This is a genomic window from Pseudomonas sp. CCC3.1, assembly GCF_034347405.1.
Lineage (GTDB): Bacteria > Pseudomonadota > Gammaproteobacteria > Pseudomonadales > Pseudomonadaceae > Aquipseudomonas.
The window spans coordinates 5,073,157-5,098,259 of the sequence record NZ_CP133778.1 but is presented as its reverse complement, the minus strand read 5'-3'; the positions used below and the strand labels follow the sequence as shown (position 1 = coordinate 5,098,259).

General features: G+C 58.4%; 26 protein-coding genes and 1 other RNA gene. 12 read left to right on the top strand and 15 right to left on the bottom strand.

What is annotated here, in order from left to right; all coding sequences use genetic code 11:
• Positions 1 to 2: 2 nt before the first annotated feature.
• Entirely contained in the window at positions 3 to 485 is a 483-nt protein-coding gene (locus RHM56_RS22275) for a sn-glycerol-3-phosphate transporter (protein WP_322236124.1), read from the bottom strand.
• 220 nt (positions 486 to 705) lie between these two features.
• On the opposite strand from RHM56_RS22275, the gene RHM56_RS22270 reads away from it, so the two are divergent.
• The 3 genes from RHM56_RS22270 to RHM56_RS22260 all read left to right on the top strand — a co-directional run bounded on the left by RHM56_RS22270 (position 706) and on the right by RHM56_RS22260 (position 2,670).
• On the top strand, positions 706 to 1,365 hold the full coding sequence (locus RHM56_RS22270) for a gamma-glutamylcyclotransferase (protein WP_416194870.1): 660 nt from the start codon (positions 706 to 708) through the stop codon (positions 1,363 to 1,365).
• 141 nt (positions 1,366 to 1,506) lie between these two features.
• Entirely contained in the window at positions 1,507 to 2,172 is a 666-nt protein-coding gene (locus RHM56_RS22265; RefSeq protein ID WP_322236123.1) for an energy transducer TonB, read from the top strand.
• Between the two features lie 93 nt (positions 2,173 to 2,265).
• Entirely contained in the window at positions 2,266 to 2,670 is a 405-nt protein-coding gene (locus RHM56_RS22260) for a flagellar basal body-associated protein FliL (RefSeq protein WP_322236122.1), read from the top strand.
• Between the two features lie 104 nt (positions 2,671 to 2,774).
• Here RHM56_RS22260 and RHM56_RS22255 read toward each other — a convergent pair whose 3' ends face one another.
• The 4 genes from RHM56_RS22255 to RHM56_RS22240 all read right to left on the bottom strand — a co-directional run bounded on the left by RHM56_RS22255 (position 2,775) and on the right by RHM56_RS22240 (position 8,355).
• Positions 2,775 to 3,893 carry an ABC transporter permease gene (locus RHM56_RS22255; protein ID WP_322236121.1) on the bottom strand — a complete coding sequence of 373 codons (1,119 nt, stop codon included), beginning with the start codon at positions 3,891 to 3,893 and terminating at the stop codon, positions 2,775 to 2,777.
• Entirely contained in the window at positions 3,893 to 6,625 is a 2,733-nt protein-coding gene (gene rbbA / locus RHM56_RS22250) for a ribosome-associated ATPase/putative transporter RbbA (protein WP_322236120.1), read from the bottom strand. The genes RHM56_RS22255 and rbbA overlap by 1 nt, the downstream gene beginning before the upstream one ends.
• Positions 6,622 to 7,587, bottom strand: coding sequence for an HlyD family secretion protein (locus RHM56_RS22245; protein ID WP_322236119.1), 966 nt, complete (start codon positions 7,585 to 7,587; stop codon positions 6,622 to 6,624). Before RHM56_RS22245 ends, rbbA begins: the two co-directional genes overlap by 4 nt.
• 318 nt (positions 7,588 to 7,905) lie before the next feature.
• On the bottom strand, positions 7,906 to 8,355 hold the full coding sequence (locus RHM56_RS22240) for an EVE domain-containing protein (protein ID WP_322236118.1): 450 nt from the start codon (positions 8,353 to 8,355) through the stop codon (positions 7,906 to 7,908).
• 196 nt (positions 8,356 to 8,551) lie between these two features.
• Here RHM56_RS22240 and RHM56_RS22235 point away from each other — a divergent pair, with 196 nt between their 5' ends.
• Positions 8,552 to 8,701: a hypothetical protein gene (locus RHM56_RS22235; RefSeq protein WP_322236117.1), complete on the top strand. Its 150-nt coding sequence runs from the start codon at positions 8,552 to 8,554 to the stop codon at positions 8,699 to 8,701.
• 44 nt (positions 8,702 to 8,745) lie between these two features.
• Here the strand turns inward: RHM56_RS22235 and RHM56_RS22230 are convergent, their stop codons facing one another.
• From RHM56_RS22230 to RHM56_RS22215, 4 genes are all read right to left on the bottom strand, one after another.
• Positions 8,746 to 9,351 carry a 5-formyltetrahydrofolate cyclo-ligase gene (locus tag RHM56_RS22230; protein WP_322236116.1) on the bottom strand — a complete coding sequence of 202 codons (606 nt, stop codon included), beginning with the start codon at positions 9,349 to 9,351 and terminating at the stop codon, positions 8,746 to 8,748.
• A gap of 92 nt (positions 9,352 to 9,443) precedes the next feature.
• Positions 9,444 to 9,621, bottom strand: a non-coding RNA gene (gene ssrS / locus RHM56_RS22225) — 6S RNA.
• Between the two features lie 31 nt (positions 9,622 to 9,652).
• A complete protein-coding gene (locus RHM56_RS22220; protein WP_322236115.1) occupies positions 9,653 to 9,970 on the bottom strand; it encodes a cell division protein ZapA in 318 nt (105 codons plus the stop codon).
• On the bottom strand, positions 9,967 to 10,176 hold the full coding sequence (locus RHM56_RS22215; RefSeq protein WP_019408406.1) for a TIGR02449 family protein: 210 nt from the start codon (positions 10,174 to 10,176) through the stop codon (positions 9,967 to 9,969). Before RHM56_RS22215 ends, RHM56_RS22220 begins: the two co-directional genes overlap by 4 nt.
• Before the next feature lie 134 nt (positions 10,177 to 10,310).
• Between RHM56_RS22215 and RHM56_RS22210 the strand changes: the two genes are divergently transcribed.
• From RHM56_RS22210 to gcvH, 8 genes are all read left to right on the top strand, one after another.
• A complete protein-coding gene (locus tag RHM56_RS22210) occupies positions 10,311 to 10,892 on the top strand; it encodes a YecA family protein (protein WP_322236114.1) in 582 nt (193 codons plus the stop codon).
• A gap of 29 nt (positions 10,893 to 10,921) precedes the next feature.
• Positions 10,922 to 12,256 carry a Xaa-Pro aminopeptidase gene (gene pepP / locus RHM56_RS22205; protein ID WP_322236113.1) on the top strand — a complete coding sequence of 445 codons (1,335 nt, stop codon included), beginning with the start codon at positions 10,922 to 10,924 and terminating at the stop codon, positions 12,254 to 12,256.
• Complete coding sequence (ubiH, locus tag RHM56_RS22200; protein WP_322236112.1) at positions 12,253 to 13,440, top strand: 2-octaprenyl-6-methoxyphenyl hydroxylase; 1,188 nt, start codon at positions 12,253 to 12,255, stop codon at positions 13,438 to 13,440. Before pepP ends, ubiH begins: the two co-directional genes overlap by 4 nt.
• Positions 13,441 to 13,527: 87 nt before the next feature.
• Positions 13,528 to 14,748: a 2-octaprenyl-3-methyl-6-methoxy-1,4-benzoquinol hydroxylase gene (locus tag RHM56_RS22195; protein ID WP_322241841.1), complete on the top strand. Its 1,221-nt coding sequence runs from the start codon at positions 13,528 to 13,530 to the stop codon at positions 14,746 to 14,748.
• Positions 14,749 to 14,956: 208 nt separating this feature from the next.
• The gene (locus tag RHM56_RS22190; protein WP_322236111.1) at positions 14,957 to 15,958 is read left to right on the top strand and encodes an extracellular solute-binding protein; all 1,002 of its coding nucleotides are present in this window, start codon (positions 14,957 to 14,959) and stop codon (positions 15,956 to 15,958) included.
• Between the two features lie 146 nt (positions 15,959 to 16,104).
• Entirely contained in the window at positions 16,105 to 17,721 is a 1,617-nt protein-coding gene (locus tag RHM56_RS22185) for an iron ABC transporter permease (protein WP_322236110.1), read from the top strand.
• A gap of 156 nt (positions 17,722 to 17,877) precedes the next feature.
• On the top strand, positions 17,878 to 18,960 hold the full coding sequence (gene gcvT / locus RHM56_RS22180; RefSeq protein ID WP_322236109.1) for a glycine cleavage system aminomethyltransferase GcvT: 1,083 nt from the start codon (positions 17,878 to 17,880) through the stop codon (positions 18,958 to 18,960).
• A gap of 61 nt (positions 18,961 to 19,021) precedes the next feature.
• Complete coding sequence (gene gcvH, locus RHM56_RS22175) at positions 19,022 to 19,405, top strand: glycine cleavage system protein GcvH (RefSeq protein WP_322236108.1); 384 nt, start codon at positions 19,022 to 19,024, stop codon at positions 19,403 to 19,405.
• 116 nt (positions 19,406 to 19,521) lie between these two features.
• Here the strand turns inward: gcvH and RHM56_RS22170 are convergent, their stop codons facing one another.
• The 6 genes from RHM56_RS22170 to RHM56_RS22145 form a co-directional block, all read right to left on the bottom strand.
• Positions 19,522 to 20,664 (bottom strand): DegT/DnrJ/EryC1/StrS aminotransferase family protein, encoded by a 1,143-nt coding sequence (locus RHM56_RS22170; RefSeq protein WP_322236107.1) that lies wholly within the window; start codon positions 20,662 to 20,664, stop codon positions 19,522 to 19,524.
• Positions 20,665 to 20,944: 280 nt separating this feature from the next.
• Positions 20,945 to 21,259, bottom strand: a complete 315-nt coding sequence (locus RHM56_RS22165; RefSeq protein ID WP_322236106.1) for a DUF2388 domain-containing protein — start codon at positions 21,257 to 21,259, stop codon at positions 20,945 to 20,947.
• A gap of 65 nt (positions 21,260 to 21,324) precedes the next feature.
• Complete coding sequence (locus tag RHM56_RS22160) at positions 21,325 to 21,774, bottom strand: NfeD family protein (RefSeq protein WP_322236105.1); 450 nt, start codon at positions 21,772 to 21,774, stop codon at positions 21,325 to 21,327.
• Between the two features lie 3 nt (positions 21,775 to 21,777).
• A complete protein-coding gene (locus RHM56_RS22155) occupies positions 21,778 to 22,698 on the bottom strand; it encodes an SPFH domain-containing protein (protein WP_322236104.1) in 921 nt (306 codons plus the stop codon).
• Positions 22,699 to 22,799: 101 nt separating this feature from the next.
• The gene (locus RHM56_RS22150; RefSeq protein WP_322236103.1) at positions 22,800 to 24,566 is read right to left on the bottom strand and encodes a GspE/PulE family protein; all 1,767 of its coding nucleotides are present in this window, start codon (positions 24,564 to 24,566) and stop codon (positions 22,800 to 22,802) included.
• A 115-nt stretch (positions 24,567 to 24,681) separates the two neighbouring features.
• Positions 24,682 to 25,008, bottom strand: a complete 327-nt coding sequence (locus RHM56_RS22145) for a hypothetical protein (RefSeq protein WP_322236102.1) — start codon at positions 25,006 to 25,008, stop codon at positions 24,682 to 24,684.
• Positions 25,009 to 25,103: the final 95 nt, after the last annotated feature.

The following is a 25,103-nucleotide window of genomic DNA, read 5'->3' as shown; positions in this document are numbered from 1 at the left end:
CCTCAGAAACGTATCCCGGTGGTAATCATTGCGGCATTGAAACCGAGCAGCACCAGCTCGGTGGCTACAGGGCCGTAATGAATTCCTACCGAGGGGATAATCACCGGGGCCACGCCGAAGCGGTTGAGCGGGATCTTGTCTTGATATTTGCCGTGGTAGCCTTCCAGCAAACCTGCCGTCAACTTTAAATACACCGGATAAGTGTCGCTCTCAAAGCGTTTACCCGCGTAGGCGTAATACGAGCGTTGGCGAAATGAGTTGCGAAAAGTGGCGCCGCCCACTAACCAGCCAGAACCATCATTGCGCTCAATGCCAATAAGGTCTTGATTGTTGTTGTGATCAGGGTCTGGCGAAAAGTGCCGTGTATAGACACTGGTTTGTAAGTACCAGAAACCCTCATCTTTGGTTTGTTGCGTGTTGTCCTGTGCCATCGCTGAGCTGGCTTGAGCCAATAACAGCAGATCGCAGATCCCGAAGCGTTTCATTAGTGGGGCCTCTGTTGTCACGGTAATGCGCGTAGGGCGAGCCACTATACAGACGTGTGTCTGTTAGTCGGCTGAACCAGAACTCGATATAACACTGAGTTTAGACGTTAGTACCCAGTTGTCTGCCATACGTCTTGCCGCGCGGGTCATTTCATTTTTAGTGCTATAAGATTCGTAACGTTATTTCTTAGTTTGCTGCATGTAATGCCTGTAGGACTCCATGCCTTCTGTGATAACTACTCCCGAATCTGTTTGTTTAAACATGTCTTATCCGCCGCGACTTGATCTTGGGGCGCCTCTGACCCCGGAGCAGCTCAAACAATCCTTGCAAGCCACCATGGCGTGCCATCAAGGTGGCCCCGTCTGGTTGTTCGCCTATGGCTCGCTGATTTGGCGCCCTGAGTGTTCGGCGGTAGAGCGCGTGCGTGGCCGGGTCCATGGCTATCATCGCGGGCTGTATTTGTGGTCTCACGAGCACCGCGGCACCCCGCAACTACCCGGCCTGGTCTTTGGCCTGGACCGTGGTGGCTCGTGCAGTGGCTTTGCCTATCGCCTGCCTGAAGACAACCTTGAAGCCGCGCTCAATGCTCTGTGGCTGCGTGAAATGCCCGTCCCCTCCTATCGACCGCACTGGCTGACCTGCCGACTCGAAGATGGCAGCCAGGTACAAGCGTTGGGTTTTGTACTGGAACGGCATCTGCCCAGCTATGCGGGCAACCTGCCAGACGGCGTACTCAGCCAGGTATTGGCCAGCGCCAGCGGGCGTTACGGCACCACCCGTGACTATGTCGAACAGACCGTCAGCGCCCTGCGTAACCACGCCATGCCAGACCGCAATCTGGAAGCACGCCTCAAGCGCTGCGTGTTGGCCAAGCCGTAAGGTTTGGTTTAAGGGTTCTGTCCGTTTAATCGGAGCCATCCCACAACAGGATCAGAGCTGATGGGCTGAGAAACCTGGCAATACATTTCTATCATTCCTCCCTTGTGTGCTCATGTGAGCGCAGCGTCCGGGGGGAAGGTGATGAAAGGATTAGTCGGGTTAGTGATGATGTTCATGGCACTGAGTACGTGGGCAGAGGAGTGGTATCCCGACGTTAAGCACATGGTCGAGCCTGAATACCCCACTGAGCTTCAGCGTATGGGTGTGACTGGAATGGCAAAGATCAAGGTTGAGGTCAAAGCCGATGGTTCGGTGGCTGATCCGAAAATCGCTTACAGCACCCACCCCTTCTTTGCGGGGGCTGCCCTTAAGGTCATTAGGGAGTGGCGGTTCGCGAGTCGGCCGCTGACGGGGGATAACCCACAACAGATAAGCGTCGTCGTGCCATTTCAGTTTGAGATTGACCGTGTGGGGCGAGTCAAGCGTGCCGACGAGGCGCCGGATATTGCGAGCGCAACTTGCCTGCAGTTCAACCGGGAGGTTAACCATCTCCTACGTAGAGGGGTGAATATGCCGCTGGCGGAACTGACATTATTTGAACTCACCCAAAAGCACTTGATGGACGGTTTTTTTGCAGAGAAATACGACAATGAGTCGTTAGCACTCGGTTTGTTCGATCTTTCACAAAGCATGCTCAACGTGACGAATATTTGTCAGCGCAAGATCACCCGCAAGTTTGCCGACCAGTTACCGCCCAGCGTCAAAGCCTTGCTGGTGTCCGCAGGCATACCGATTAAACGCGAGTAAACCTACGGCTTTTGCAGCGCTGGCCGATAACGGTAGACAGGTTCGCAAGCTGCCCCGGTATGCTTGCAGCCAAACCGTGCAAAGGAGCGAATTGTGAAAGCGTGGATCGTATTGATGCTGGCTCTGGCCATGCCGATGATGGCGACGGCTGAAGAAGCCGAAGAGGGCGCGGCAAAGGTCAGCTACATCACCTTGAGCCCACCGTTTGTGGGCAATTACGGGCTGGACGGCAGCGCGAAGCTCAAGGTCTATAAGGCGGATATTTCATTGCGCGTGACGGGAGCCGAAGCGGCCAAAGCCGTTAAAGCCAATGACCCGTTGATTCGTAACCAATTGGTGAGCTTGTTTACCCAGCAAACCAGCGAAAGCCTGGGCAGCGTCGAGGCCAAGGAAAAGCTGCGCCAGGAAGCCCTCAAGCAAGTCCAGCAAGTGATGAACGACGAGACCGGCAAGCCGATGGTCGAAGATTTGCTGTTCAACAACTTGATCGTTCAGTAAACGATTCGAGCCTATGCAAAACCTGTAGGAGCGAGCTTGCCTCGCGATCTCTTAACGATTAAAAGATCGCGAGCAAGCTCGCTCCTACAGGAGTGGTGTGCGTTTTACGACGCCAAACTCTTGCGGAACCGCGCCAGCGCGACGGCAAAGAACACCAGACCAATCGCCGTCAGTGCCAGCAAGTCCGGCCACACCACATCAACTCCCGCACCCCGAAACAGAATCGCCGCGCTCAAGCTCACAAAGTGAGTCGAAGGCGAGCATTGCATCACCCATTGCAGCCACTCGGGCATGCTGTCCAGCGGCGTGCTGCCGCCCGAGAGCAGGAGCATCGGGATGATCACCGGAATCGCCAGCAGGCCAAACTGCGGCGTTGAACGGGCCAGCGTAGCGAGAAAGATCCCCAGCGCCGTACTGGCAAACAGGTACAGGGCGGTGACCATCAAAAACAGCGTCAAGGAGCCGGCCAGCGGTACGCCGAGCGCCCATTTGACGATGACTTCCAGCGACACCCAGGTGCACAGCACGACCACCAGCATGTTGCTCCAGATTTTTGCGAGCATGATTTCCAGTGCCGTGAGCGGCAGAACCAGCAAGTGGTCGAGGGTGCCGTGCTCGCGTTCACGCAACAGCGCGGTCCCCGTCAGCACGATGGCCAATATCGTGATGTTGTTGACGATCTGAATCACCGCCAAAAACCAGCCGCCTTCCAGATTGGGGTTGAACAGCGCTCGGCTGCTGATCAGCGCTGGCGCTTTTGCAGCCGTGCCGCCTTGCCCGGCATAGTCGAGTAATTCACGCTGGAAAATCTGCCCGATATACCCCGCGCCCATAAACGCTTGGCTCATGGCAGTGGCGTCGACGTTGACCTGCACGGCGGGTTCGCGTCCTGCCAGCAAGTCAGCCTGAAAGTTGGCCGGCACGTTGATCACGAACGTGTAGTCGCCGTTGTCCATCGCCTGATCCAATTGGTCATAGGGCAAGGCTTGCGGGGTTTTAAACTCCGGCGGCAACAGTGACTCGCTGAGTTTGCGCGACAGGGCGCTGTGGTCTTCATCAATGATGGCGACGCTGGCGTTGTGCACGCCAATGATGGAGCCTGCCGCTGGCATGTAAATCGCCACCGTAAAGGCGTACAGCAAAAACAGCAGCAGCACGCTGTCGTGGCGCAGGCTGGTGAGTTCTTTGAGGCCCAGACGCAGGATGTGCGAGAGCTTATGCATCAGACCTCCTGCTTCTTGAGCATGATCAGGCTCAGGCCGGTGAAGGCAATGAAGAACCCGAACAGCGCCAGGCATTGTGGCCACAGCTGGCGCAGGTCCAGCGCTTTGGTGAAGGTGCCCACGGCAATGTCGAGGAAGTGCCCGGCCGGGAACAGCATGCCCATCAACGCCGCAGAGCCTTCGAGCGAGGAGCGCGGAACGATCAGCCCCGAGAACTGAATGGTCGGCAGGCTGGTGATGATCATGGTGCCCAAAATGGCAGCAATCTGGGTGCGGGTGAACGCGGAAATCAGCAGGCCCATGCTGGTGGTCGACAGCACATAGAGCACGCCGCCGAACGCCAGCGTGAGGCCGCTGCCTTTAAACGGCACGCCAAACAGCCAGCGGTTCATGGCCACCAGCAAGGCCAGGTTGACCAGGCTGACGGCCAGATACGGCGCCTGTTTGCCTAATAAAAATTCCAGCCGGGTCAGCGGAGTGGCGTAGAAATTGGTGATCGAGCCCAGTTCCTTTTCACGCACGATGCCTAACGCTGTGAGCATCGCCGGGATAAACGCGAGAATCAGCGCCATGACCCCGGGGCCGATGGCATTCACACTGATTACGTCTTGGTTGTAGCGAAAGCGGGTTTCGAGCTTGGCGGCGGCCTGTTTATTCTGTGCCAGGCTGCTCAGGGCACTCAATTGCGCAAGGTTGGCTTGATGCACGGCCTGAACGTAGCTGCGGCTGGTCTCTGCGCGAAACGGCATGCCGCCATCGAGCCAGGCCGCGACGGTGGGCTGGCGTCCGGCATACAAATCACGGCCAAAGCCCGGTGGTATTTCCAGTGCGATTTTGATTTCGGAGCGTTGCAGGCGTTTGTGCAATTGATCGGCACTTTGAATCGGCGCGTGCTCTTCGAAGTAACGTGAGCTGCGAAAGGCTTCGAGGTAGGCTCGGCTTTGCGGGCTTTGATCCTGGTCGTACACGGCAAAGGCGAGGTTTTCGACGTCCAGCGAAATGCCGTAGCCAAAAATAATCATCATGAACACCGCGCCTAACAGGGCGAAGGCCATGCGCACCTTGTCGCGTAAAAGCTCTTTGGATTCACGGCTGGCCACTGCGATCAATCGCGACAGACTAAAACCGCTTTTACTCGGCGGCGGTGGGGCGTTGGCGACGGGTGTGGCAGTGGTTTCGGTTTCAGCAGAAGGGCTGGCGCCTTGATCGTTTTGCGCCTGCTCCAGGCAGGTCACGAACGCAGCCTCCAGGGTGTCGCCCTTGAACTGTTGTTGCAGCGCATCGGGCGTGTCGCAGGCCAATACTTTGCCCGCGTGCATCAGCGAGATGCGGTCGCAGCGCTGGGCTTCGTTCATGAAGTGGGTCGACAGAAAGATCGTCACCCCTTGGTCCCGCGACAGTTCGATCAGCAGTCGCCAAAAGTCATCGCGCGCCGCCGGGTCGACGCCAGAGGTGGGTTCGTCAAGGATCAGCACTTCGGGGCGATGCAGCACCGCCACCGCCAATGACAAACGCTGGCGCAGACCCAGCGGCAATTCGCCGGACTGCTGCTCGGCCACTTCACCCAGGTCAAAGCGCTTGATCAACTCGTCGATGCGCGCTTGGCTGTCCTCTTTGGGCAGGTCAAACAGTTGCGCGTGCAATACCAGGTTTTGCCGAACGCTCAACTCGCCATACAGCGAGAAGCTTTGCGACATAAACCCGACGCGCTTGCGGGTGGCCAAGTCTTTGGCGTTCACCGGGTTGCCCAGCAGTTTGGCGCTGCCTTCGGTGGCGGGCATCAAACCGGTCAGCACTTTCATGGTGGTGGTTTTGCCACAGCCGTTGGAGCCCAAAAAGCCGAAAATTTCGCCTCGACCAATGGCAAAGCTGACCTTGTTCACGGCGGTGAAATCGCCAAATTTAAGTGTCAGGTCGTGGGCTTCAATGGCGATGTCGCTGTTATCACTAGTGCGGGGCGGGATCACCAGCGGCTCGTTGCTGTGGCCGCTGTCACCCTGAAAGTGGGTAAAGGCCTCATCCAGCTTGCCGTTGGGTGTGACGGCGGCCAGCTCCTGGCTTAACCCGGCAGCAATCAACTTGCCACGGTCGAGCATCAGGCAGTGTTCAAATTGCTCGGCTTCTTCCATGTAGGCCGTGGCCACCAGCAGCGTCAGTTGCGGGCGCTCGCTGCGTACGTCTTCCACCAACTCCCAGAAGCGCCGCCGTGACAGCGGGTCAACGCCGGTGGTGGGTTCGTCGAGAATCAGCAAATCAGGTTCGTGGATCAGCGCACAGCACAGCCCGAGTTTTTGCTTCATGCCGCCCGAGAGCTTGCCCGCCGGGCGATCGGCGAAGCGCTCAAGGTCAGTTGCCTTGAGCAACTGCTCCATGCGCTGTTCGCAGTCGGCTTTGGACAGGCCGAACAGGGTACCGAAAAACCGGATGTTTTCGCTGATCGACAGTTCGGGGTAGAGGTTGCCGCCCAGACCTTGGGGCATGAAAGCAATCAGCGGGTACAGCGTGTTGCGATGGTGGCGGTTATCAATCGGGCCGCCGAGCACTTCAAGCGTGCCTTGCTGAAGTTTTTTGACCCCGGCAATCAGCCCGAGCAGGCTCGATTTGCCGGCACCATCCGGGCCGATCAAGCCGCAGCGCGTGCCTTTAGGCAGGCTGAACGCGATGTCGATCAGCGCCTGCTGTTTGCCATACCGGTGGCAGATGCCACTGGCGTTGAGTGCCAGATCGCTCATTGCAGATTAGCCGGCCAGTCCACATCGGCGGTTCGCACATATCCGGCTCCCGGCATGCCCGGCTTGGCTTGTGGGACGGCCGCGGGGTCGGTCAGGCGCAACTTGACGCGAAATACCAGTTTTTGCCGCTCGTCACGGGTTTCAACTTCTTTGGGCGTGAACTGCGATTTGGCGGCGACAAAGGAGATTTTTGCCGGCAGTGCGGTGTCGGGCAGGGCGTCGAGCACGATGCGCGCCTCTGCACCGACCGTCAGTTTTCCGACGACCGAGGCGGGCAAGTACAGGTTCATGTACTGGTCGCCGGGGTCGATCATCATAAAGACCCTACCACCCGAGCCCAGCACTTCGCCGGGTTCAGCCAAGCGCAGTTGGATGATGCCGTCGATAGGCGCCCGCAGGCTGCTGTCTTCGATTTCGCTGGTGAGTTGCGCGACCTGGGCCTGGCTGGAAACAATGGCCGCTTTGGCGGCAGCCACTTGTGCCTGCGCGGCGGTCACGGCGGCATTGCTGGTGTCGAATTGCGCCTGTTGCTGATCGACTTGCTGGCCGCTGGCGAAACCGCGCTGTGCCAGTTGGCGGGTGCGTTTTAGTTCTTGGCTGGCTAGCAGTTTTTCACTTTGGCGCAATTGCACATTCGCCTCATTGGCGGCCATCGCCTGGCGGGCGCGTTGCACTTCGGCTTCTGCTTGTGCGCGGCTGGCTTCCAGGGTACGGGTGTCCATGCGGGCCAAGAGCTGGCCCTTGGTCACGCGATCGCCTTCGTCGACCAGCACGTCGGCCAAGCGACCGGGAATTTTGGCGGCGATCTGGACTTCTGTGGATTCAAGTCGACCATTGCCCATGCTGATGCCTTCGGGGAGGCGGTCATGCTGGGATTTCCAGTAACCGAACCCGCCTGCTGCGACCAGCAGAATAGCCAAAGGAATAACGAAATAATGGGAAATGCGGTGATTCTTCGACATGCCGACATCCTGTGTCACAGAGCGCTCTAGTTTGACCGTTTCAAGCCATAGAGGACTTGATGCCAGTCAAAGGAAGTTGAGAGCGTAGACGTGAATACAGAATGTTGCTTGATGTGAAATAGATTGATGGCGCGTGAAGTGTGTAGCAGCTGCCGAGCCTGCGAGGCTGCGTCCGACTGCATAGCAGTCGTAAAACCAAGCACTGTGGTGTGTCAGTACAACCTTGCATTTAGCGTTTACGATCGCTTCGCAATCGGACGTAGCCTCGCAGGCTCGGCAACTGCTACGGAATTGGCTTTCAGCGCACCCTAGAATCGCCTATAGCAACCCCATCACCACGGCCCATTGTTCAGCCGTTACCGGCATCACCGACAGGCGACTGCCTTTTTGCACCAGCGGCATGTCAGACAGTGCGCTTTGCTGTTTCAGGTAGTCGAGCGTGATGACCTTGGGGAAGGTGTGCACGTGCGCCACTTGCAGTGCGCTCCACGGGTTTTTCTCGGCGCTGGCCTTGGGGTCGAAATAATGGCTTTCAGGGTCGAGCGCGGTCGGGTCCGGGTAGGCGGCCTGAGCGATGCGGCCAACCCCGGCGATGCCAGGCTGCGGGCAACTGGAGTGATAAAAGAAGAACTCGTCGCCCACCGCCATGGCGCGCATGAAATTGCGCGCTTGATAGTTGCGAACACCGTCCCAACGGGCTTCGCCAATCTTCTGCAAATCCTTGATCGAGAACTCGTCAGGCTCGGATTTCATCAACCAATAGGCCATTTTTTCTACTCCTGAAACATGACGTGGTTATTTTGTCTGGCAACATTTTGATAAACCGACAGTCGGTTGACACCAGCGTTTGCGTGTCCGTTCGTGTTGCCTCAGAATGCCGGGATTTTAAGCTTGACGCTGCTGCACGGCCTATAACAAAAACCGTTGCTGTCATCGTGTTGATTTGCCTGAAGGGGGGCAATCGATGAAACGCAAACCGGATTTACTGTGGGTTTTGGTTATTTTGTTCGGTTTGGGCGTGGTTACAACGGGTTATGCGCAAAGCCTCTGGTCAAACTCCAGCGATGCGCCGATTGAACTGGCACAACAGCAAGTACAACCTTTTAAACGCTAATTACTCATGAACTAAGGCATCGTTTAACAGTGATGCCTTGGCACTCAGTGGGCGACGTACCACTGTTTGTCCGAGACCGTGCCGTGTAACGGCACATCCCAACTGGCTTGCGCCAGACTCCCGACTTTTTGACATTCATGGGCCAGCCCCAGCAGCGTCGGTTTGCGCCAGCTTTGGCGACGCGCCTGATACGCCAGGCTGCGGTCATAAAAGCCGCCGCCCATACCCAGCCGGCCACCGGTTGCATCAAATCCCACCAATGGAAGCAGTACCAGGTCGAGTGCCCAGACCTTGCGTTGGCGTGCGTGGTTGATGCGCGGCTCAAGAATACGGAAACGGTTGGGGATCAGCTTTTCGCCCGGCGCAATACGCTGGAACACCATCTTGGTTCTGGGCCAGGCGCTGAGCACCGGCAGGTAGGTGATCTTGCCCCGTCGCTGGGCTTCACGCAGCAGCAGGCGCGGGTCGATTTCGCCGTCTGTGGGCAGGTACAGCGAGATGTGTTTGGCACGTCGAAACAGCGGGTGTTGCGCCAATTGGCGGTACAGGCCACGGGCTGCCTGGCGTTGCTCGCTGGGCGACAATTCGCGGCGGGCCTTGCGCAGCAGTCGGCGAAGTTGCGGGCGGGTAGGCGTCGCAGGTTCGGTCATGATGGCGTGCTGTTCGAGATCGAGCCCACCGGGCGGTTGGCTCGTAGAAAGCCAATGCCAGCAGAAAGAGTCTGGCATTGCGCTAGAAAATCAGGCTCCCCGACGTACCGCTGTCGGCTTGGCCCTTGAACCCGAAAGTTCAAGGTGGAAGTTGCAGTAGACCTTAAGGCTTTCCGTCTAGCGGACATGCACACCGGTCCAACGTGCAAGCTCCAGGGTAGTGCGAATCGGCTCAGGGACATCGCTAACTGGCGAATACTCCAGGGAGTGGCGCGAGTATACCCCAAAGAAACGTTTTGAATCAGCTCTGACGTTCGTTCTGATCAGTGGCCAGCACCAAATCGACCCGATCCAGCAGGTCGCGCACTTGTTCGCGCGTCGCGGTGCTGGTCTGTACCTCTGGCGCTTCCTGCTTGTGCAGCAGGTCGTGGGTAATGTTCAGGGCCGCCATCACGGCGATGCGGTCGGCACCAATCACTTTGCCGCTGCTGCGAATTTCGCGCATTTTGCCGTCCAGATAACGGGCGGCGCTCACCAGGTTGGCGCGTTCTTCCTGGGGACACATGATCGAATACTCTTTATCGAGGATGTGTACGGTGACGCTACTGCTTGTACTCATGAGTCTTGCTCCAGGGCTTTGAGACGCGAAATCATCGATTCCACCTTGTGCCGGGCGATTTCGTTTTTTTCAATGAGGTGCGCGCGTTCCTCGCGCCAAGTCTTTTCCTGAGCTACTAAGAGTCCGTTTTGACGTTTAAGTTGCTCGACTCGCGTAATCAGCAACTCGAGTCTAGCCATCAGTGCATGCAGGTCGGTGTCTTCCATTGTGTCCTACTGTGTATTTTCTGATGGATGGCGACTGTCAACCGAGTTGACGCCTCGATGGTCTAGCCCGTCTGCCGATGCTAGGATACAAGGCCTCCATTCTAGACATAGCGCCGCTTGGCGCCTAGCTGACCATGCCTATTCAGAACTCTCCGTATCAAGCCTTTGCCACCCTGCTGAATTCCAGCGGCCATAATGTTTCGCCTGCAGAACTGCACGGCCTGTTGTTGGGCCGCAGCGCTGCTGGCGCGGGCTTCGACCACGATGGCTGGCTGGCTGACGCGGCCGAGCTGTTCCAAAGCGAAAGCGAAAGTGAAAGCGATAAAGAAATCAGTGACAACGTACGCAATGCCTTGATCGGTTTGCAAGAGATGGTCAAAGGCGAGCTGACCGGCGATGACATGACGGTCGTGCTGCTGTTGCCAACCGATGACGCGCCACTGTCCGAGCGAGCCATTGCGCTGGGCGAATGGTGTCAGGGTTTCTTGGCCGGTTTTGGCCTGAACTATCGTGATAACGCCTTGAGTATTGAAGGCAAAGAAGTCCTGCAAGACCTGGCGGCAATCTCCCAAGTGCAAGACGCCCTGGAAGAGTCCGATGATGGCGAAAGCGACTACATGGAAGTGATGGAATACCTGCGTGTTGCGCCGTTGTTGTTGTTCACAGAAACAAAAAAACCTGTTGAGCCAGCACCCGCCAAGCCTTCGTTGCACTGATTGATCTTCAAGAAGGAACCCGTCTGCCCATGATCCATATCCCGAAAGCGGAATACACACGTCGCCGCAAGGCGCTCATGGCGCAGATGGAGCCCAACAGCATTGCGATCTTGCCTGCCGCCGCAGTGGCCATTCGCAATCGCGATGTCGAATATGTGTACCGCCAGGACAGCAACTTTCAGTACCTGAGCGGTTTTCCCGAGCCGCAGGCAGTGATCGTCTTGATCCCTGGCCGTGTGCATGGCGAATACGTACTGTTTTGTCGCGAACGCAATGCCGAGCGTGAGCTGTGGGATGGCTTGCGTGCCGGGCAAGACGGCGCGATCTGTGACTTTGGTGCAGACGATGCCTTCCCGATTACCGACATCGACGACATCCTGCCGGGGCTGATTGAAGGCCGCGACCGGGTGTATTCGGCAATGGGCAACAACCCTGAGTTCGACCGCCATCTCATGGAGTGGATCAACGCCATTCGCTCCAAGGCCAGCCTCGGCGCTCAGCCGCCAAACGAATTCGTTGCTCTGGATCATCTGCTGCATGACATGCGCCTGTATAAATCGGCGGCAGAGATCAAGGTCATGCGCCACGCGGCGCACATATCGGCCCGTGCGCATATCCGTGCGATGCAGGCCAGCCGCGCCGGGCTGCACGAATACAGCCTGGAGGCCGAACTGGATTACGAATTTCGCAAGAGCGGGGCCAAAATGCCCGCCTATGGCTCAATCGTCGCCTCGGGTGACAACAGTTGCATCCTGCACTATCAGGAAAACGACGCTGCGCTCAAAGACGGCGATCTGGTTTTGATTGATGCCGGTTGTGAAATCGACTGCTACGCCAGTGACATCAGCCGTACGTTCCCGGTGAGCGGCAAATTCTCTCCTGAGCAAAAAGCCATTTACGAGCTGGTGCTGGCGGCGCAAGAAGCTGCATTCACCGAAATCGCGCCTAATAAACACTGGAATCAGGCTCACGAAATCACCGTTCAGGTCATCACCGCCGGGCTGGTTGAGCTGGGGCTGCTGCAAGGTGACGTCGACGAACTGATCGCCAGCGAAGCCTATAAACCCTTCTACATGCACCGTGCTGGCCATTGGCTGGGGCTGGATGTGCATGATGTCGGTGAATACAAAGTCGGCGGTGAGTGGCGCGTGCTGGAACCTGGCATGACGCTGACCGTCGAGCCCGGCATCTACATCAGCCCTAACAACCTGCAGGTCGCGAAAAAGTGGCGCGGTATTGGCGTGCGCATTGAGGACGACGTGGTGGTCACCAAAAACGGTTGCGAGATTCTGACCGGCGACGTGCCGAAAACGGTCGCCGAGATTGAAGCCTTGATGGCAGCAGCACGAGCGAACGCGGCATGAGTCGATTCAATCTGGCGATCATCGGTGGCGGTCTGGTCGGCGCGAGCCTTGCGCTGGCCTTGCAGGCCGGGGCCAAGGCGCGGGGCTGGAAGATCGTCCTGATCGAACCCTTTGCTCCCGGCAACACCTACCAGCCGAGCTACGACGCTCGTTCGTCGGCACTGAGCTACGGCGCCCGGCTTATTTATGAGCGTCTGGGCCTGTGGCCAGCGATTGCCGAGCGCGGCGAGCCGATCAAAGACATCCACGTGTCCGACCGTGGGCGTTTCTCCACGGCACGTTTGTCGGCCAGCGAAGAAGGCGTGCCAGCACTCGGCTATGTCGTCGAAAACGCTTGGCTTGGGCAATGCCTGTGGAAAGGTCTGGACCCGGATGTGATCAGTTGGCGCTGTCCGGCTGAAGTTATCCACATGCAGCCGATTGAGGCGGGTTATCGCCTGACCCTCAATGATGAGACCACGCTCGATTGCGACCTGGCGATATTGGCCGATGGCGGACGTTCCGGCTTGCGTGAGCAGTTGGGCATCCATGTGCGTAAACGGCCTTACGACCAAAGCGCATTGATCGCCAACATCACCACCAGCCAGCCCCACGATGGCATGGCCTTCGAGCGCTTCACCGATGAAGGGCCGATGGCGTTGTTGCCGTTGCCCGATAACCGTTGTGCGCTGGTCTGGACCCGCCTCGGCATGGACGCCCAGCGTCTTGCCGCGTTGGACGAACGCAGCTTTCTCAGCGAGTTGCAGGGCGTGTTCGGCTATCGTCTCGGCACCCTCAAACAGGTGGGCGCCCGGCACTTGTACCCGCTCACGTTGATTGAAGCCGAAGAGCAGGTGCGCCCGCATCTGGTGGTGTTGGGGAACGCGGCGCACAGCTTGCACCCGATTGCCGGTCAGGGTTTCAACCTGTCCCTGCGTGACGCCCAAGCCTTGGCCGATGCCTTGCTGGCGAGCGACAAACAGCCCGGCGATCTGCCCACGTTGCTGAGTTATCAACAGCGCCAGCAACTGGATCAACACCTGACCATTGGTTTCTCGGATCAAGTGACACGGCTCTTTGGCAGTGATCAGACGCTGATTTCGTTTGGCCGCAACCTGGGCTTGCTGGGCCTCGATTTATTGCCACCGGCCAAGCGCTGGTTTGCCCGTCAGGCCATGGGCCTGGGCACGCGCGCAGACAGCTGATAGCGGCCGGGACGTATTGTTCGTCCTGCGTCGATCCATTTTTAGAGGCGGCCCTGGCCGCTCGCGAGACAGGCTTAAAGCATGGAAATGCGCGCAGATCTGCTGATTGTCGGGGCCGGAATGGTCGGAAGCGCCCTGGCGCTGGCGCTCAAAGACAGTGGGCTGAACATTCTGCTGCTCGACGGCAGCCCGCTCAGCGTCAAACCCTTTAGCGCCCAAGACCCGTTTGAACCTCGGGTCAGCGCCTTGTCGGCCGCCAGCCAACGCATCCTGCAACGTCTTGGCGCGTGGGACGGCATCCGTTCGCGGCGTGCCAGCCCGTATTCGCACATGCACGTGTGGGACGGCAGCGGCACTGGGCACATCCATTTCTCGGCGGCCAGCGTGCATGCCGAGGTGCTGGGTCACATCGTCGAAAACCGCGTGGTGCAGGACGCCTTGCTGGAGTGCTTGCAAGGCACCGATATTCAGATGCTGGCCAATGCGCGTCTGGAGCAAATGCGCCGCTCGGGTGACGACTGGCTGCTGACCCTGGCGGATGGCCGTACCTTGCGCGCGCCGCTGGTGATTGCCGCCGACGGCGCCAACTCGGCGGTGCGCCGTCTGACCGGCTGTGAGACCCGCGAGTGGGATTACCAGCATCACGCCATCGTCACCAGCGTGCGTTGCGCCCAGGCGCATCAGCAGACCGCCTGGCAGCGTTTTACCGATCACGGACCGCTGGCGTTTCTGCCGCTGGAGCGAGAAGGGCAGCAAGACGGGTGCTCGATCGTCTGGTCGACCACCCCCGAGCACGCTGAAAAATTGATGGCGCTGGACGACGAGGCATTTTGCCGCGAGCTGGAGTTCGCCTTTGAAGGCCGTCTGGGCGAGGTGCTCAGTGCCGACCCTCGGGTGTGCGTGCCCTTGCGTCAACGTCACGCCAAACGTTACGTGGCCGAAGGTCTGGCATTGATCGGCGATGCGGCGCACACCATTCATCCACTGGCGGGGCAGGGTGTGAACCTGGGCTTCCTTGATGCGGCGGTGTTGGCCGATGTGTTGCTGCACGCGACTGATCGCGGCGAGCGCTTGGCCGATGTGCGGGTATTGAGTCGTTTCGAACGGCGCCGCATGCCTCATAACCTGGCGCTGATGGCGGCCATGGAAGGCTTTGAGCGACTGTTCCAGTCCGACTCGCTGACCGCCCGGCTGGTGCGCAACACCGGCTTGAAATTGGTCAACCAAATGCCCGAAGCCAAAGCCCTGTTTGTGCGCCAGGCGCTGGGCCTCACCGGCGACTTGCCGCCGTTGGCCAAAGCCTTCTAGGCAACCCTCTGCGCGAGCGCGGCCCCTGTAGGAGCGAGCTTGCCTCGCGATCTTTTAAAGATCAAAAGATCGCGAGGCAAGCTCGCTCCTACATAGGGTTTTTGGTTATCTGCAACATCTGGTAACGCCTCCGGGGCGAGTTCGGTTGAGATGGCAAATGTGATTCACTACCATTTACGCCCGATTCGCATTAGAGAGACCGCCCTCCATGCTGGTACCCAAGCGTCTACTGACTGCCCTGGCCCTTACCCTGTTCGGGAGCAGCGTTTTTGCTGCCGATGAAGTGGTGGTTTATTCCTCGCGTATCGACGAACTGATCAAGCCGGTATTTGACGCCTACACCGCTAAAACCGGAGTTAAGGTCAAATTCATCACCGACAAGGAAGCGCCGCTCATGCAGCGCATCAAGGCTGAAGGCCAAAACGCCACGGCTGACCTGTTGCTGACCGTGGATGCGGGCAACCTGTGGCAAGCCGAGCAAATGGGCATCTTGCAGCCGCTCAAGTCTGACGTGATCGACAAAAACATCCCGCCGCAATACCGCTCCTCTTCCCATGAGTGGACGGGCCTGAGCCTGCGCGCGCGCACCATCGCGTACTCCACTGACCGGGTGAAGCCAGACGAGCTGTCGACCTACGAAGCCCTGGCTGACAAAAAGTGGGAAGGCCGCTTGTGCCTGCGCACGGCGAAGAAGGTCTACAACCAGTCGCTGACTGCCACCATGATCGAAGTGAATGGCCCGCAAAAAACCGAAGAAATTCTCAAGGGCTGGGTGAACAACCTGTCCACTGACGTGTTTTCCGATGACATTGCGGTGCTGGAAGCGATCAACGCCGGGCAGTGCGACGTGGGTATCGTCAACACCTACTACTACGGCCGCCTGCACAAGCAGAAGCCGGATCTGGCCGTCAAACTGTTCTGGCCGAACCAGGCCGACCGTGGTGTTCACGTGAACTTGTCGGGCATCGGTCTGACCAAATACGCCCCGCACCCTGAAGCCGCCAAAGCGCTGGTGGAGTGGATGACCACCCCTGAAGCCCAAGCGATTTTTGCTGGCACTAACCAAGAGTTCCCGGCCAACCCAAGCGTTGCGCCGTCGGCCGAAGTGGCCAGTTGGGGGAGTTTCAAAGCCGACGAACTGCCGGTAGAAGTTGCAGGCAAGCGTCAGGCCGAAGCGATCCGCATGATGGACCGTGCTGGCTGGAACTGAGTTCGCTTTAGCGCATAACCTGTGGGAGCGGGCTTGCCCGCGATAGCATCATCGTGGTTTCTGTTGAAACCGAGGTGTTTGCATCGCGGGCAAGCCCGCTCCCACATTTGCATTTGGCACTTTCACACACCTTCCGAGAGTTTTTCGTGGCCCATCCTGCCCAACGTCGCTGGTATCCGCTGGTCTTTGTCATTGCCGCTCTGGTGCTGTTGCCGCTGAGCGTTTTGCTGCTGTCCTGGCAAAGTATTGATGCTCAGATCTGGAGCCACCTGTGGGACACGCAGATGCCACGTCTGCTGGGCAATACACTGACGCTGATCGTCGGCGTCGGCATTGGGGTAACGCTGCTCGGGGTCAGCTTGGCGTGGCTCACCAGCCTCTGCGAATTCCCTGGCAGGCGCTGGCTGGACTGGGCGCTGATGCTGCCGTTTGCGATTCCCGCCTATGTGCTGGCGTTTGTTTTTGTCGGCCTGCTGGACTTCGCCGGGCCAGTGCAAACCCTGCTGCGGGAATGGTTTGACATGGGTCTGCGACTGCCGCGCGTCCGTTCGACGGGCGGCGTGATCACCGTGCTGATTCTGGTGTTTTACCCCTACGTGTACTTGCTGGCGCGCACCGCCTTTTTGGCGCAAGGCAAAGGCCTGATGGAAGCTGCCCGCGTGCTGGGGCAAAGCCCGTGGCAGGCTTTTTGGCGTGTCGCATTGCCCATGGCCCGCCCGGCCATCGGCGCTGGTGTCGCGCTGGCACTGATGGAAACCCTGGCCGACTTTGGCGCTGTGTCGGTGTTCAACTTCGACACCTTCACCACCGCGATTTACAAAACTTGGTACGGCTTCTTCAGCCTGTCGACCGCCGCTCAACTGGCCAGCTTATTGTTGCTGGTGGTGATGGTCGTGCTTTACGGCGAGCGTCGGGCGCGCGGTGCCAGCCGTGCCAGCAACGAGCGGCCGCGGGTCACGGCCTTGTATCACTTGCGTGGCCCCAAGGCATGGCTGGCCAGCGGCTGGTGCCTGCTGGTATTTGCCTGTGCGTTCGTGATTCCGATGCTGCAACTGGTGGTGTGGTTTTGGCAGCGCGGGCGTTTTGATCTGGATGAGCGCTACACCGGGTTAATTCTGCACACCCTGTATTTGGGCAGCATGGCCGCGCTGATCACCGTGTGTGTGGCGCTGGTGCTGGCGTTTGCCCGACGTCAGGCACCGACTCCAGCGATCCGCGCCGGGGTCAGCCTGGCCAACCTCGGCTACGCCCTTCCGGGCTCGGTGCTGGCGGTGTCGATCATGCTGGCTTTCAGCTATTTGGATCGCGAACTGGTGATCCCCGTGTCGGGCTGGCTGGGGGGGGCAGGCAAGCCGCTCTTGCTGGGCAGCTTGTCAGCCCTGTTGCTGGCGTATCTGGTGCGCTTTATTGCGGTCGCTTACGGCCCATTGGAAAGTAGCCTGGCGCGCATTCGGCCTTCCTTGCCTGAGGCAGCGCGCAGTTTGGGGGTGAGTGGCCCGCGACTGTTTTTCAAAGTGTATCTGCCGTTATTGCTACCGGGCACATTGAGCGCAGCGCTGCTGGTGTTTGTCGATGTGCTCAAAGAGATGCCCGCCACGCTGCTGATGCGCCCGTTCGGCTGGGATACGCTGGCGGTACGGATCTTTGAGATGACCAGTGAAGGTGAATGGGCGCGAGCGTCCCTGCCAGCATTGACTCTGGTTCTGGTCGGTTTGCTACCGGTCATCGGCTTGATTCGTCGCTCGGCCTATCAAAACAGCTAGGTGTCAGTCCTCCTGCATACGGCTACAATGCGCGGCATTCGGTGCGGTCTGTCTGTCAGGCCAGGTTGTTTGTTAAACACGGTAAGACCACTTTCAACGGTCGGAAATGTTGCGCAAGCCTGTCCGCACCTTCGCCAAGCCCGGAAGGAGAAACCCATGGGACAGCGTACGCCTCTGTATGACCTGCATCTCGCCCTAGGCGCGAAAATGGTCGATTTTGGCGGTTGGGATATGCCCTTGCATTACGGCTCGCAAGTTGAGGAACACCATGAGGTGCGCCGCGACTGTGGGGTTTTTGATGTCTCGCATATGACCGTGATTGACGTCACCGGGGATCAAGCCAAGGAATGGCTACAGCATTTATTGGCAAACGATGTCGGCCGTCTGAACACACCCGGCCGAGCCCTTTACAGCGCCATGCTCAACGAGAAGGGCGGAGTGGTTGACGACATGATCGTCTACCTCATGCCTTCGGGTTATCGGCTTATCGTCAACGCCGCCACCCGCGACCAGGACCTGGCCTGGATGAACGGCCACCTGGACGGTTACGCCGTGCAGTTGCACGAGCGCCCCGAGTTGGCGCTGCTGGCCATCCAAGGCCCGCAGGCACGGCACAAAGTGGCTGAGTTGGTGAGCCAGGCCCGTGGCCAGATTATTCAGCAACTCAAGCCCTTTGAAGGGCAAGTCAGCGGTGACTGGTTTATCGCTCGCACCGGCTATACCGGCGAAGACGGCCTGGAAATTGTGCTCCCGGCCGACCAGGCGCCCGGGTTTTTTAACGATCTGGTCGGCGCTGGCATTTCCCCTATCGGTTTGGGCGCGCGCGATACCTTGCGCCTGGAAGCCGGCATGAATCTTTATGGGCAGGATATTCACCTGTCTGTCTCGCCACTTTCAGCCAACATGGCCTGGACCGTTGCCTGGGAACCTGCCTCGCGCAGGTTCATCGGGCGCGAAGCGCTAGAGGCCGAAAAAGCCAATGGTTCAGGGCTCAAATTGGTGGGTTTGGTGCTCGAAGAGCGAGGCGTCCTACGTGCTCATCAGGTCGTTCGTATCGCTGATGTTGGCGAAGGAGAGATAACCAGTGGTAGTTTCTCTCCTACGCTAAGCAAATCGATCGCTTTGGCGCGAGTTCCAATGGCGACGGCTGACCGTGCCGAGGTTGAAATTCGTGGCAAGTGGTACCCGGTTCGCGTGGTTAAACCGACTTTTGTTCGTCTTGGCAAAGCCTTGATCTAACGTTTACTGGCAGGCTCGCACACGGTGTGAGCCGCTGACTTTTCTTCTGAGGACACTGAATATGAGCAATATCCCTGCGGACCTGCGCTTTGCTGAAAGTCACGAGTGGGCACGTCTGGAAGCTGATGGCTCGATTACCGTCGGTATCAGCGATCACGCTCAAGAAGCGCTGGGGGATGTGGTGTTTGTCGAGCTGCCGGAAATAGGCAAAGTCTTCGCAGCAGGCGATACGGCTGGCGTGGTTGAGTCGGTAAAAGCGGCTTCGGATATTTACTCGCCGGTATCGGGCGAAGTAATTGCGGTCAATGACGGTCTGGCGGATGCCCCTGAAGGGCTGAACGACGATTCGTACGCCAACTGGATCTTCAAGCTCAAGCCAGCCGACACCGCTGAGCTGGAAAAACTGCTGGACGCTGCAGGCTACAAAGCCGCCATCGGCGAGTAAACCTTCGGAATCTGTAGCCGCTGCCGCAGGCTGCGATAAGGGCCGAAGGACCTTCGCTCTTGAAAGAGCGGGGCCGCTTCGCAACCCATCGCAGCCTTCGGCAGCGGCTACAAAGGTTATGCGTCTTTCAGTACGGCTTTAACTGCCGCCACAGAGCGCTCCACATCGGCTTTGGTCATTGCCGTGAACATTGGCAGCGACACGATTAAACGTCCTACACGTTCGGCAACCGGCAACATCCCTTCTTTGAAGCCCCGCGCACGGTACAAGCTCAGCAAGTGAATCGGCGGGTAGTGATAACCCACGCCGACGCCCAGTGCCTGCATCTCTTTCATAAAAGTCGCACGTGCAGGCTCGCCGTCTTTGCGCTCTGGCAGTACCAGTTGGAACAAATGCCAGTTGGTGTTGGTGAAGTCCTTCACAGGCAATTGCGCGCCGTATTCGGCTTCGAAGTCGGGACCGAAGCATTCGAAATAATGTTTGGCCAATTCCCGACGATGGGCGGTAATCGCTTCAATATGCGCAAACTGGCCCAGGCCAATGGCTGCGGCAATGTCGGTCATGTTGAACTTGCCACCCAACACGTCCACATCCAGCCCGTCAAAACCGGTGCGGGTTACGCCTTGCAGACGATATTTCTCGGCCAGGCGCGCCTCTTCTTCGTTGTTCAGCACCAGGCACCCGCCCTCAGACGAGGTGATGTTCTTGTTGGCCTGAAAACTGAACGACACAAAATCACCGCGAGCGCCGATGCGCTGCCCTTGCCAGCTCGAACCCAAGGCTTGAGCGGCATCTTCAACCACGCGCAGGTTGTGCTTTTTAGCCAGTGCGTAGAGTGCGTCCATGTCCACCGGCAAGCCCGACAGGTACACCGGAATAATGGCTTTGGTGCGAGGTGTGATCGCGGCCTCAAGTTTGGCCAGGTCGATATTGCGCGTGACCGGGTCAATGTCGGCAAACACCGGCGTGGCGCCCACTTCAATGATCACGTTGGCGGTGGCCACCCACGAAATAGGTGTGGTGATGACTTCATCGCCAGCACCGATGCCCGCGATGCGCAGGGCGATTTCCATGGTGCAGGTGCCAGAGTTGAAGGTACGCACCGGGCGCCCGCCGAAGTACTCGGACAATTGCGCTTCGAACGCCTGAACCTTTGGCCCGCTGGTGATCCAGCCCGAGCGCAACACGTCGCCCACGGCAGCAATAGTGGCTTCGTCAATAGTGGGTTTGGAAAACGGCAGGAAAGGCAGAGAACTCATAGAGGCTAGACGTCCGATGTGAATTTGGGTGAGTAAAGCATACCCAGAGCATGGCTCACATCAGGTGAATTTTCTGTATAGAGGCTGAATGAGCTAGTAGGAGCAACTGTTCCGTAGCAGTTGCCGAGCCTGCGAGGCTACGTCCGATTGCGCAGCGATCGTAAATGCTAAACGCACGGTTTAACGGACACACCGCGTGGCTTGGCTTCACGACTGCTGGGCAGTCGGACGTAGCCTCGCAGGCTCGTCAACTGCTACGGGTTTATGAACACAGAGGTGATTACTCCGCCGTGGCGTTTTTAACCAGAATCGCGTTAGCCAGGTCCATGTCGCTGACTTTCAGGTTCGGGTTGTCAGCGCGCACTTGCTGCATGGCCGATTCAAGGTAGGGGCCACGAATTTCACCATTGCTGGCCACAAAGCTGCCCGCGTCATCTTGAGCGGCAATCACTTTGCGGTCTTTCTTGAACGTCAGGTAGGTCGAACCGGTGGTCGCCCCAGAAGACAGGACGTTACGCCAGAAGCTGTCGGCCATGACAGAGCCAACAGGAAGGGACAACAGTGCAACAGCGGCGACAGCATATTTAAGGCGCATGACGGTAACTCCGAATAGGTTAGCTACCTGTTTGATTGTAGTTAGCGACCCGGAGTTCCGTAACGTTATGTCGCAATTTCTACGCTTAACACCGTGCCGTTTTGCGCTGTGACGCGCACGGCCGTTCCCACTTCGGCGTCTGGCCCTACCGCCATCCACACGCCATCACCGACTTTGATCTTGCCTCGTCCTTCAACAATCGCTTGCTGCACGACAAACGTACGACCAATCAATTCGTGGCCACGGCTGTTGAGTTCGGGCTGATTGCTGTGGGCGATGGTGTTGCGTTGGCGCTTCCACCAAAACACCGCCGTGAGAATCGCTAGCACGCCAAACAGCGGGAGTTGCAGCGCCCAGGACAGGGCGGGGATCAGAAAGGTCACCGCCCCGACGATGATGCCGGCAAGGCCCACCCACAGCAGATACCCACCGGCGCCGAACACTTCCAGAATCAACAGGACGGTGCCCAGTGCCAGCCAGTCCCAGTAGCTCAGGTTTTGCAGGAACTCCCACATGTATCAGGCCTTTTTGTTGTCAAAGGTGGCTTTGACTATTTCTCCGATGCCGCCCACTGCGCCAATGACTTGGCTGGCTTCCAGCGGCATGAGGATGACTTTGCTGTTGTTGGCCGATGCCAGCTTGCCCAGTGCATCGATGTATTTTTGCGCCACAAAGTAATTGATCGCCTGCACGTTGCCGGTGGCAATGGCTTCGGAAACCACCTGCGTTGCCCGGGCTTCTGCTTCGGCCTGGCGCTCGCGGGCTTCGGATTCAAGGAAGGCTGCCTGGCGACCACCCTCGGCTTCGAGGATCTGTGCCTGCTTTTTACCTTCGGCGGTCAAAATCGCCGAGGCGCGCAGGCCTTCGGCTTCAAGAATTTGCGCACGTTTGATCCGCTCGGCTTTCATCTGACCACTCATCGCGGCCATCAAGTCTGCCGGTGGGCTGATGTCTTTGATCTCGATACGGGTGATCTTGATGCCCCAAGGCGCGGTGGCCTCATCGACGGTACGCAGCAGCTTTTCATTGATCCCGTCACGTTGGCTGAGCATCGCGTCCAGCTCCATTGAGCCAAGCACGGTACGGATGTTGGTCTGTAGCAGGTTGCGAATGGCGTGTTCGAGGTTGTTGACCTCGTAGGCGGCCTGGGCCGTGTTGACTACCTGGAAAAAACACACGGCGTCGATTTGCACGGTGGCGTTGTCGGCGGTGATGACTTCTTGTGGCGGGATGTCCAGCACGCTTTCCATTACGTTGATCTTGCGCCCGATGCGGTCCATGACCGGGATGATAATGTTCAGGCCAGGTTTAAGGGTATTGGTGTAGCGGCCAAAGCGCTCAACGGTCCATTGGTAACCTTGCGGCACGACCTTGAACCCCATGAATAAGATGGCGATCGCCAGCGCGACAAATAACAGAACCACAGTACCTACTTGCATAACCATTCCTTGTTTGTGATGTACCAGCGGGGGAAGCCCCGGCCGCAGACTACCTGCACGCAAACAGTCCAACTGTTTAAATTTTAGTCAAAATAATTCAACTACGCCGGGGTTACGCGTAATACCTCCTCCAGAGTGGTCATGCCGCTGGTCACTTTATGGGCTGCGGCGATTCTCAGCGGGCGCATGCCTTCAAAGCAGGCTTCGCGGCGCAGGGTGTTGATGTCTGTTTGCGGGCCGATCAGGGCGCTGAGTCGGTCGCTCATCTGCATGATTTCGTACACCCCGGCGCGCCCGCTGTAGCCGGTGTCCCGGCATTCCATGCAGCCATTGGCCCGGCACGTATGTGTTGGCAGCGGGTTAGACCAGGTGGGGGCCAGGCTTTTCCAGTCGCCCGCCAGCATTGGCTGCTCGCTCTTGCACTCGGGGCACAGCGTGCGCACCAGCCGCTGGGCCATGACACCCAGCAGCGTGGCTTTGATCAAGTAGGGGGCGACTCCCAGCTCTTGCAGGCGGCTGATGGCGCTGGGTGCGTCGTTGGTGTGCAGGGTGGAAAGCACCAGATGACCGGTCAACGCAGCCTGAATGGCAACTTCGGCGGTTTCCAGGTCGCGTATTTCGCCGAGCATGATGATGTCCGGGTCTTGTCGCATCAGCGCCCGCACGCCGTTGGCGAAGGTCAGGTCGATATTGGTCTGCACCTGCATCTGGTTAAAGGCGGGCTCAATCATCTCGATCGGGTCTTCCAGGGTGCACAGGTTGATTTGCGGCGTGGCCAGTTGCTTGAGCGTTGCATACAGCGTGCTGGTTTTACCCGAGCCGGTCGGGCCGGTGATCAGGATGATGCCGTTGGGCTGGCGGATCATGTGTTCCCAGCGTTGCAGGTCTTCGGCGCTGAAACCCAGCTGGTCGAAGCTTTTGAGCAGCACCTGCGGGTCGAAAACACGCATCACCATTTTTTCGCCAAAGGCGGTCGGCAGGGTGGCAAGCCGCAGTTCTACTTCTGCCCCTGCCGGGGTTTTGGTTTTGATTCGGCCGTCCTGAGGTTTGCGCTTTTCGGCGACATTCATCCGGCCCAGGCTTTTAAGGCGGCTGACGATGGCCATCGTGACCTGAGGGGGAAATTGGTAGACGTTGTGCAGCACCCCGTCGATGCGAAAGCGCACACAGCCCTGCTCGCGGCGCGGCTCGATATGAATATCGCTGGCGCGCTGCTCAAAGGCGTACTGAAACAGCCAGTCGACGATATTCACAATGTGGGCGTCGTTGGCATCGGGCTCCTGACTGCTGGTGCCGAGGGTGAGCAGTTGCTCAAGGTTGGCCGGGGTGCTGGCTTTTTGATCATTGAGCGCCGCCCCCGTGACTGACTTGGCCAGTTGGAAAAACTCCACGCTCAGGCGCTCGATCTCCAGAGGGTTGGCAATCACACGCTTGATAGGGCGCTTGAGCACGTGCTGGAGGTCTGCCTCCCAACTGCTGACCCAGGGTTGAGCGCTGGCAATGGTGATGGCCTGATCATCTGCTGCCACGGCGAGGATTTTATGCCGTTGGGCGAAGGCGAACGACATCAGCCCGGTGACTGTCGCGACATCAATCTTCAGCGGGTCGATGCGCAGATAGGGCTGCTTGTACTGCTCGGCAAGCCACGCGGTCAGTGTTTCGATATCGAGGGTTTTGCCGGGGCGGCTGGGGTCATCGAGATGTTGATTGGCCAAAAATACCAGCGGGTGCAGGGGGCTGTTGAGTGACTCTCGGCTCGCGATCAGCGCCTGTTCAGCACAGCCTTGCAGCAGGCGGCCTTGGGCGAGCAGGGCGGGCAGTAATTGTTTCAGGCTAAGCCACTGATCATGGGGCGGGGCGTTGCGCATAAAAGCTCCTGGGGACGGCTTCAAACACCGGCGCGGACTTATCCGTGTCTGCACCGTGAAGCGTGAAGCCTAGTCACCCAGAGGAGGCCTTGGGTTGCCCAATGGTTGCGAGCTGTTACCCAGTGAGTGCGGCCATGGCGGGCTGAGCCGGTTGCAGCGTCATGTCGAACACACTGACCAGATTGCGCAATTTTTCGCCTATCACCTGAGCGCGGTGCCAGCTTTGCTCATCACTGAGAATTTCAATGCTGAAGCTGTCGTGATTGCGCACCACATCGACTTGCTGAGGGATCAGCTGTTGCAAGGCAAATAGATTAAGCACCCGGCACAGCACATCGGCGTCCGCCTCGGCCTGAATCCGAAACAGCACCGCGCAGGGAGCCGCATGGCTGGCCCAAACGTCGGGGCGGGTTGAGGGGTGGACGGCTTCCAGAGACGGCATGCGATGACTCCTGATTAGGCTGCAGAAATATTTACACGCCGCGCAGGGTATTTCTTATCTAAGATGCATTTATTACGCGCTTAAAAGACTTGATT

Coding starts and splice junctions, on each gene's coding strand:
- RHM56_RS22275 (WP_322236124.1), bottom strand. CDS start 485: ATGAAACGCTTCGGGATCTGCGATCTGCTGTTATTGGCTCAAGCCAGC.
- RHM56_RS22270 (WP_416194870.1), top strand. CDS start 706: ATGCCTTCTGTGATAACTACTCCCGAATCTGTTTGTTTAAACATGTCT.
- RHM56_RS22265 (WP_322236123.1), top strand. CDS start 1,507: ATGAAAGGATTAGTCGGGTTAGTGATGATGTTCATGGCACTGAGTACG.
- RHM56_RS22255 (WP_322236121.1), bottom strand. CDS start 3,893: ATGCATAAGCTCTCGCACATCCTGCGTCTGGGCCTCAAAGAACTCACC.
- rbbA (WP_322236120.1), bottom strand. CDS start 6,625: ATGAGCGATCTGGCACTCAACGCCAGTGGCATCTGCCACCGGTATGGC.
- RHM56_RS22245 (WP_322236119.1), bottom strand. CDS start 7,587: ATGTCGAAGAATCACCGCATTTCCCATTATTTCGTTATTCCTTTGGCT.
- RHM56_RS22240 (WP_322236118.1), bottom strand. CDS start 8,355: ATGGCCTATTGGTTGATGAAATCCGAGCCTGACGAGTTCTCGATCAAG.
- RHM56_RS22235 (WP_322236117.1), top strand. CDS start 8,552: ATGAAACGCAAACCGGATTTACTGTGGGTTTTGGTTATTTTGTTCGGT.
- RHM56_RS22230 (WP_322236116.1), bottom strand. CDS start 9,351: ATGACCGAACCTGCGACGCCTACCCGCCCGCAACTTCGCCGACTGCTG.
- RHM56_RS22220 (WP_322236115.1), bottom strand. CDS start 9,970: ATGAGTACAAGCAGTAGCGTCACCGTACACATCCTCGATAAAGAGTAT.
- RHM56_RS22215 (WP_019408406.1), bottom strand. CDS start 10,176: ATGGAAGACACCGACCTGCATGCACTGATGGCTAGACTCGAGTTGCTG.
- RHM56_RS22210 (WP_322236114.1), top strand. CDS start 10,311: ATGCCTATTCAGAACTCTCCGTATCAAGCCTTTGCCACCCTGCTGAAT.
- pepP (WP_322236113.1), top strand. CDS start 10,922: ATGATCCATATCCCGAAAGCGGAATACACACGTCGCCGCAAGGCGCTC.
- ubiH (WP_322236112.1), top strand. CDS start 12,253: ATGAGTCGATTCAATCTGGCGATCATCGGTGGCGGTCTGGTCGGCGCG.
- RHM56_RS22195 (WP_322241841.1), top strand. CDS start 13,528: ATGCGCGCAGATCTGCTGATTGTCGGGGCCGGAATGGTCGGAAGCGCC.
- RHM56_RS22190 (WP_322236111.1), top strand. CDS start 14,957: ATGCTGGTACCCAAGCGTCTACTGACTGCCCTGGCCCTTACCCTGTTC.
- gcvT (WP_322236109.1), top strand. CDS start 17,878: ATGGGACAGCGTACGCCTCTGTATGACCTGCATCTCGCCCTAGGCGCG.
- gcvH (WP_322236108.1), top strand. CDS start 19,022: ATGAGCAATATCCCTGCGGACCTGCGCTTTGCTGAAAGTCACGAGTGG.
- RHM56_RS22170 (WP_322236107.1), bottom strand. CDS start 20,664: ATGAGTTCTCTGCCTTTCCTGCCGTTTTCCAAACCCACTATTGACGAA.
- RHM56_RS22165 (WP_322236106.1), bottom strand. CDS start 21,259: ATGCGCCTTAAATATGCTGTCGCCGCTGTTGCACTGTTGTCCCTTCCT.
- RHM56_RS22160 (WP_322236105.1), bottom strand. CDS start 21,774: ATGTGGGAGTTCCTGCAAAACCTGAGCTACTGGGACTGGCTGGCACTG.
- RHM56_RS22155 (WP_322236104.1), bottom strand. CDS start 22,698: ATGCAAGTAGGTACTGTGGTTCTGTTATTTGTCGCGCTGGCGATCGCC.
- RHM56_RS22150 (WP_322236103.1), bottom strand. CDS start 24,566: ATGCGCAACGCCCCGCCCCATGATCAGTGGCTTAGCCTGAAACAATTA.
- RHM56_RS22145 (WP_322236102.1), bottom strand. CDS start 25,008: ATGCCGTCTCTGGAAGCCGTCCACCCCTCAACCCGCCCCGACGTTTGG.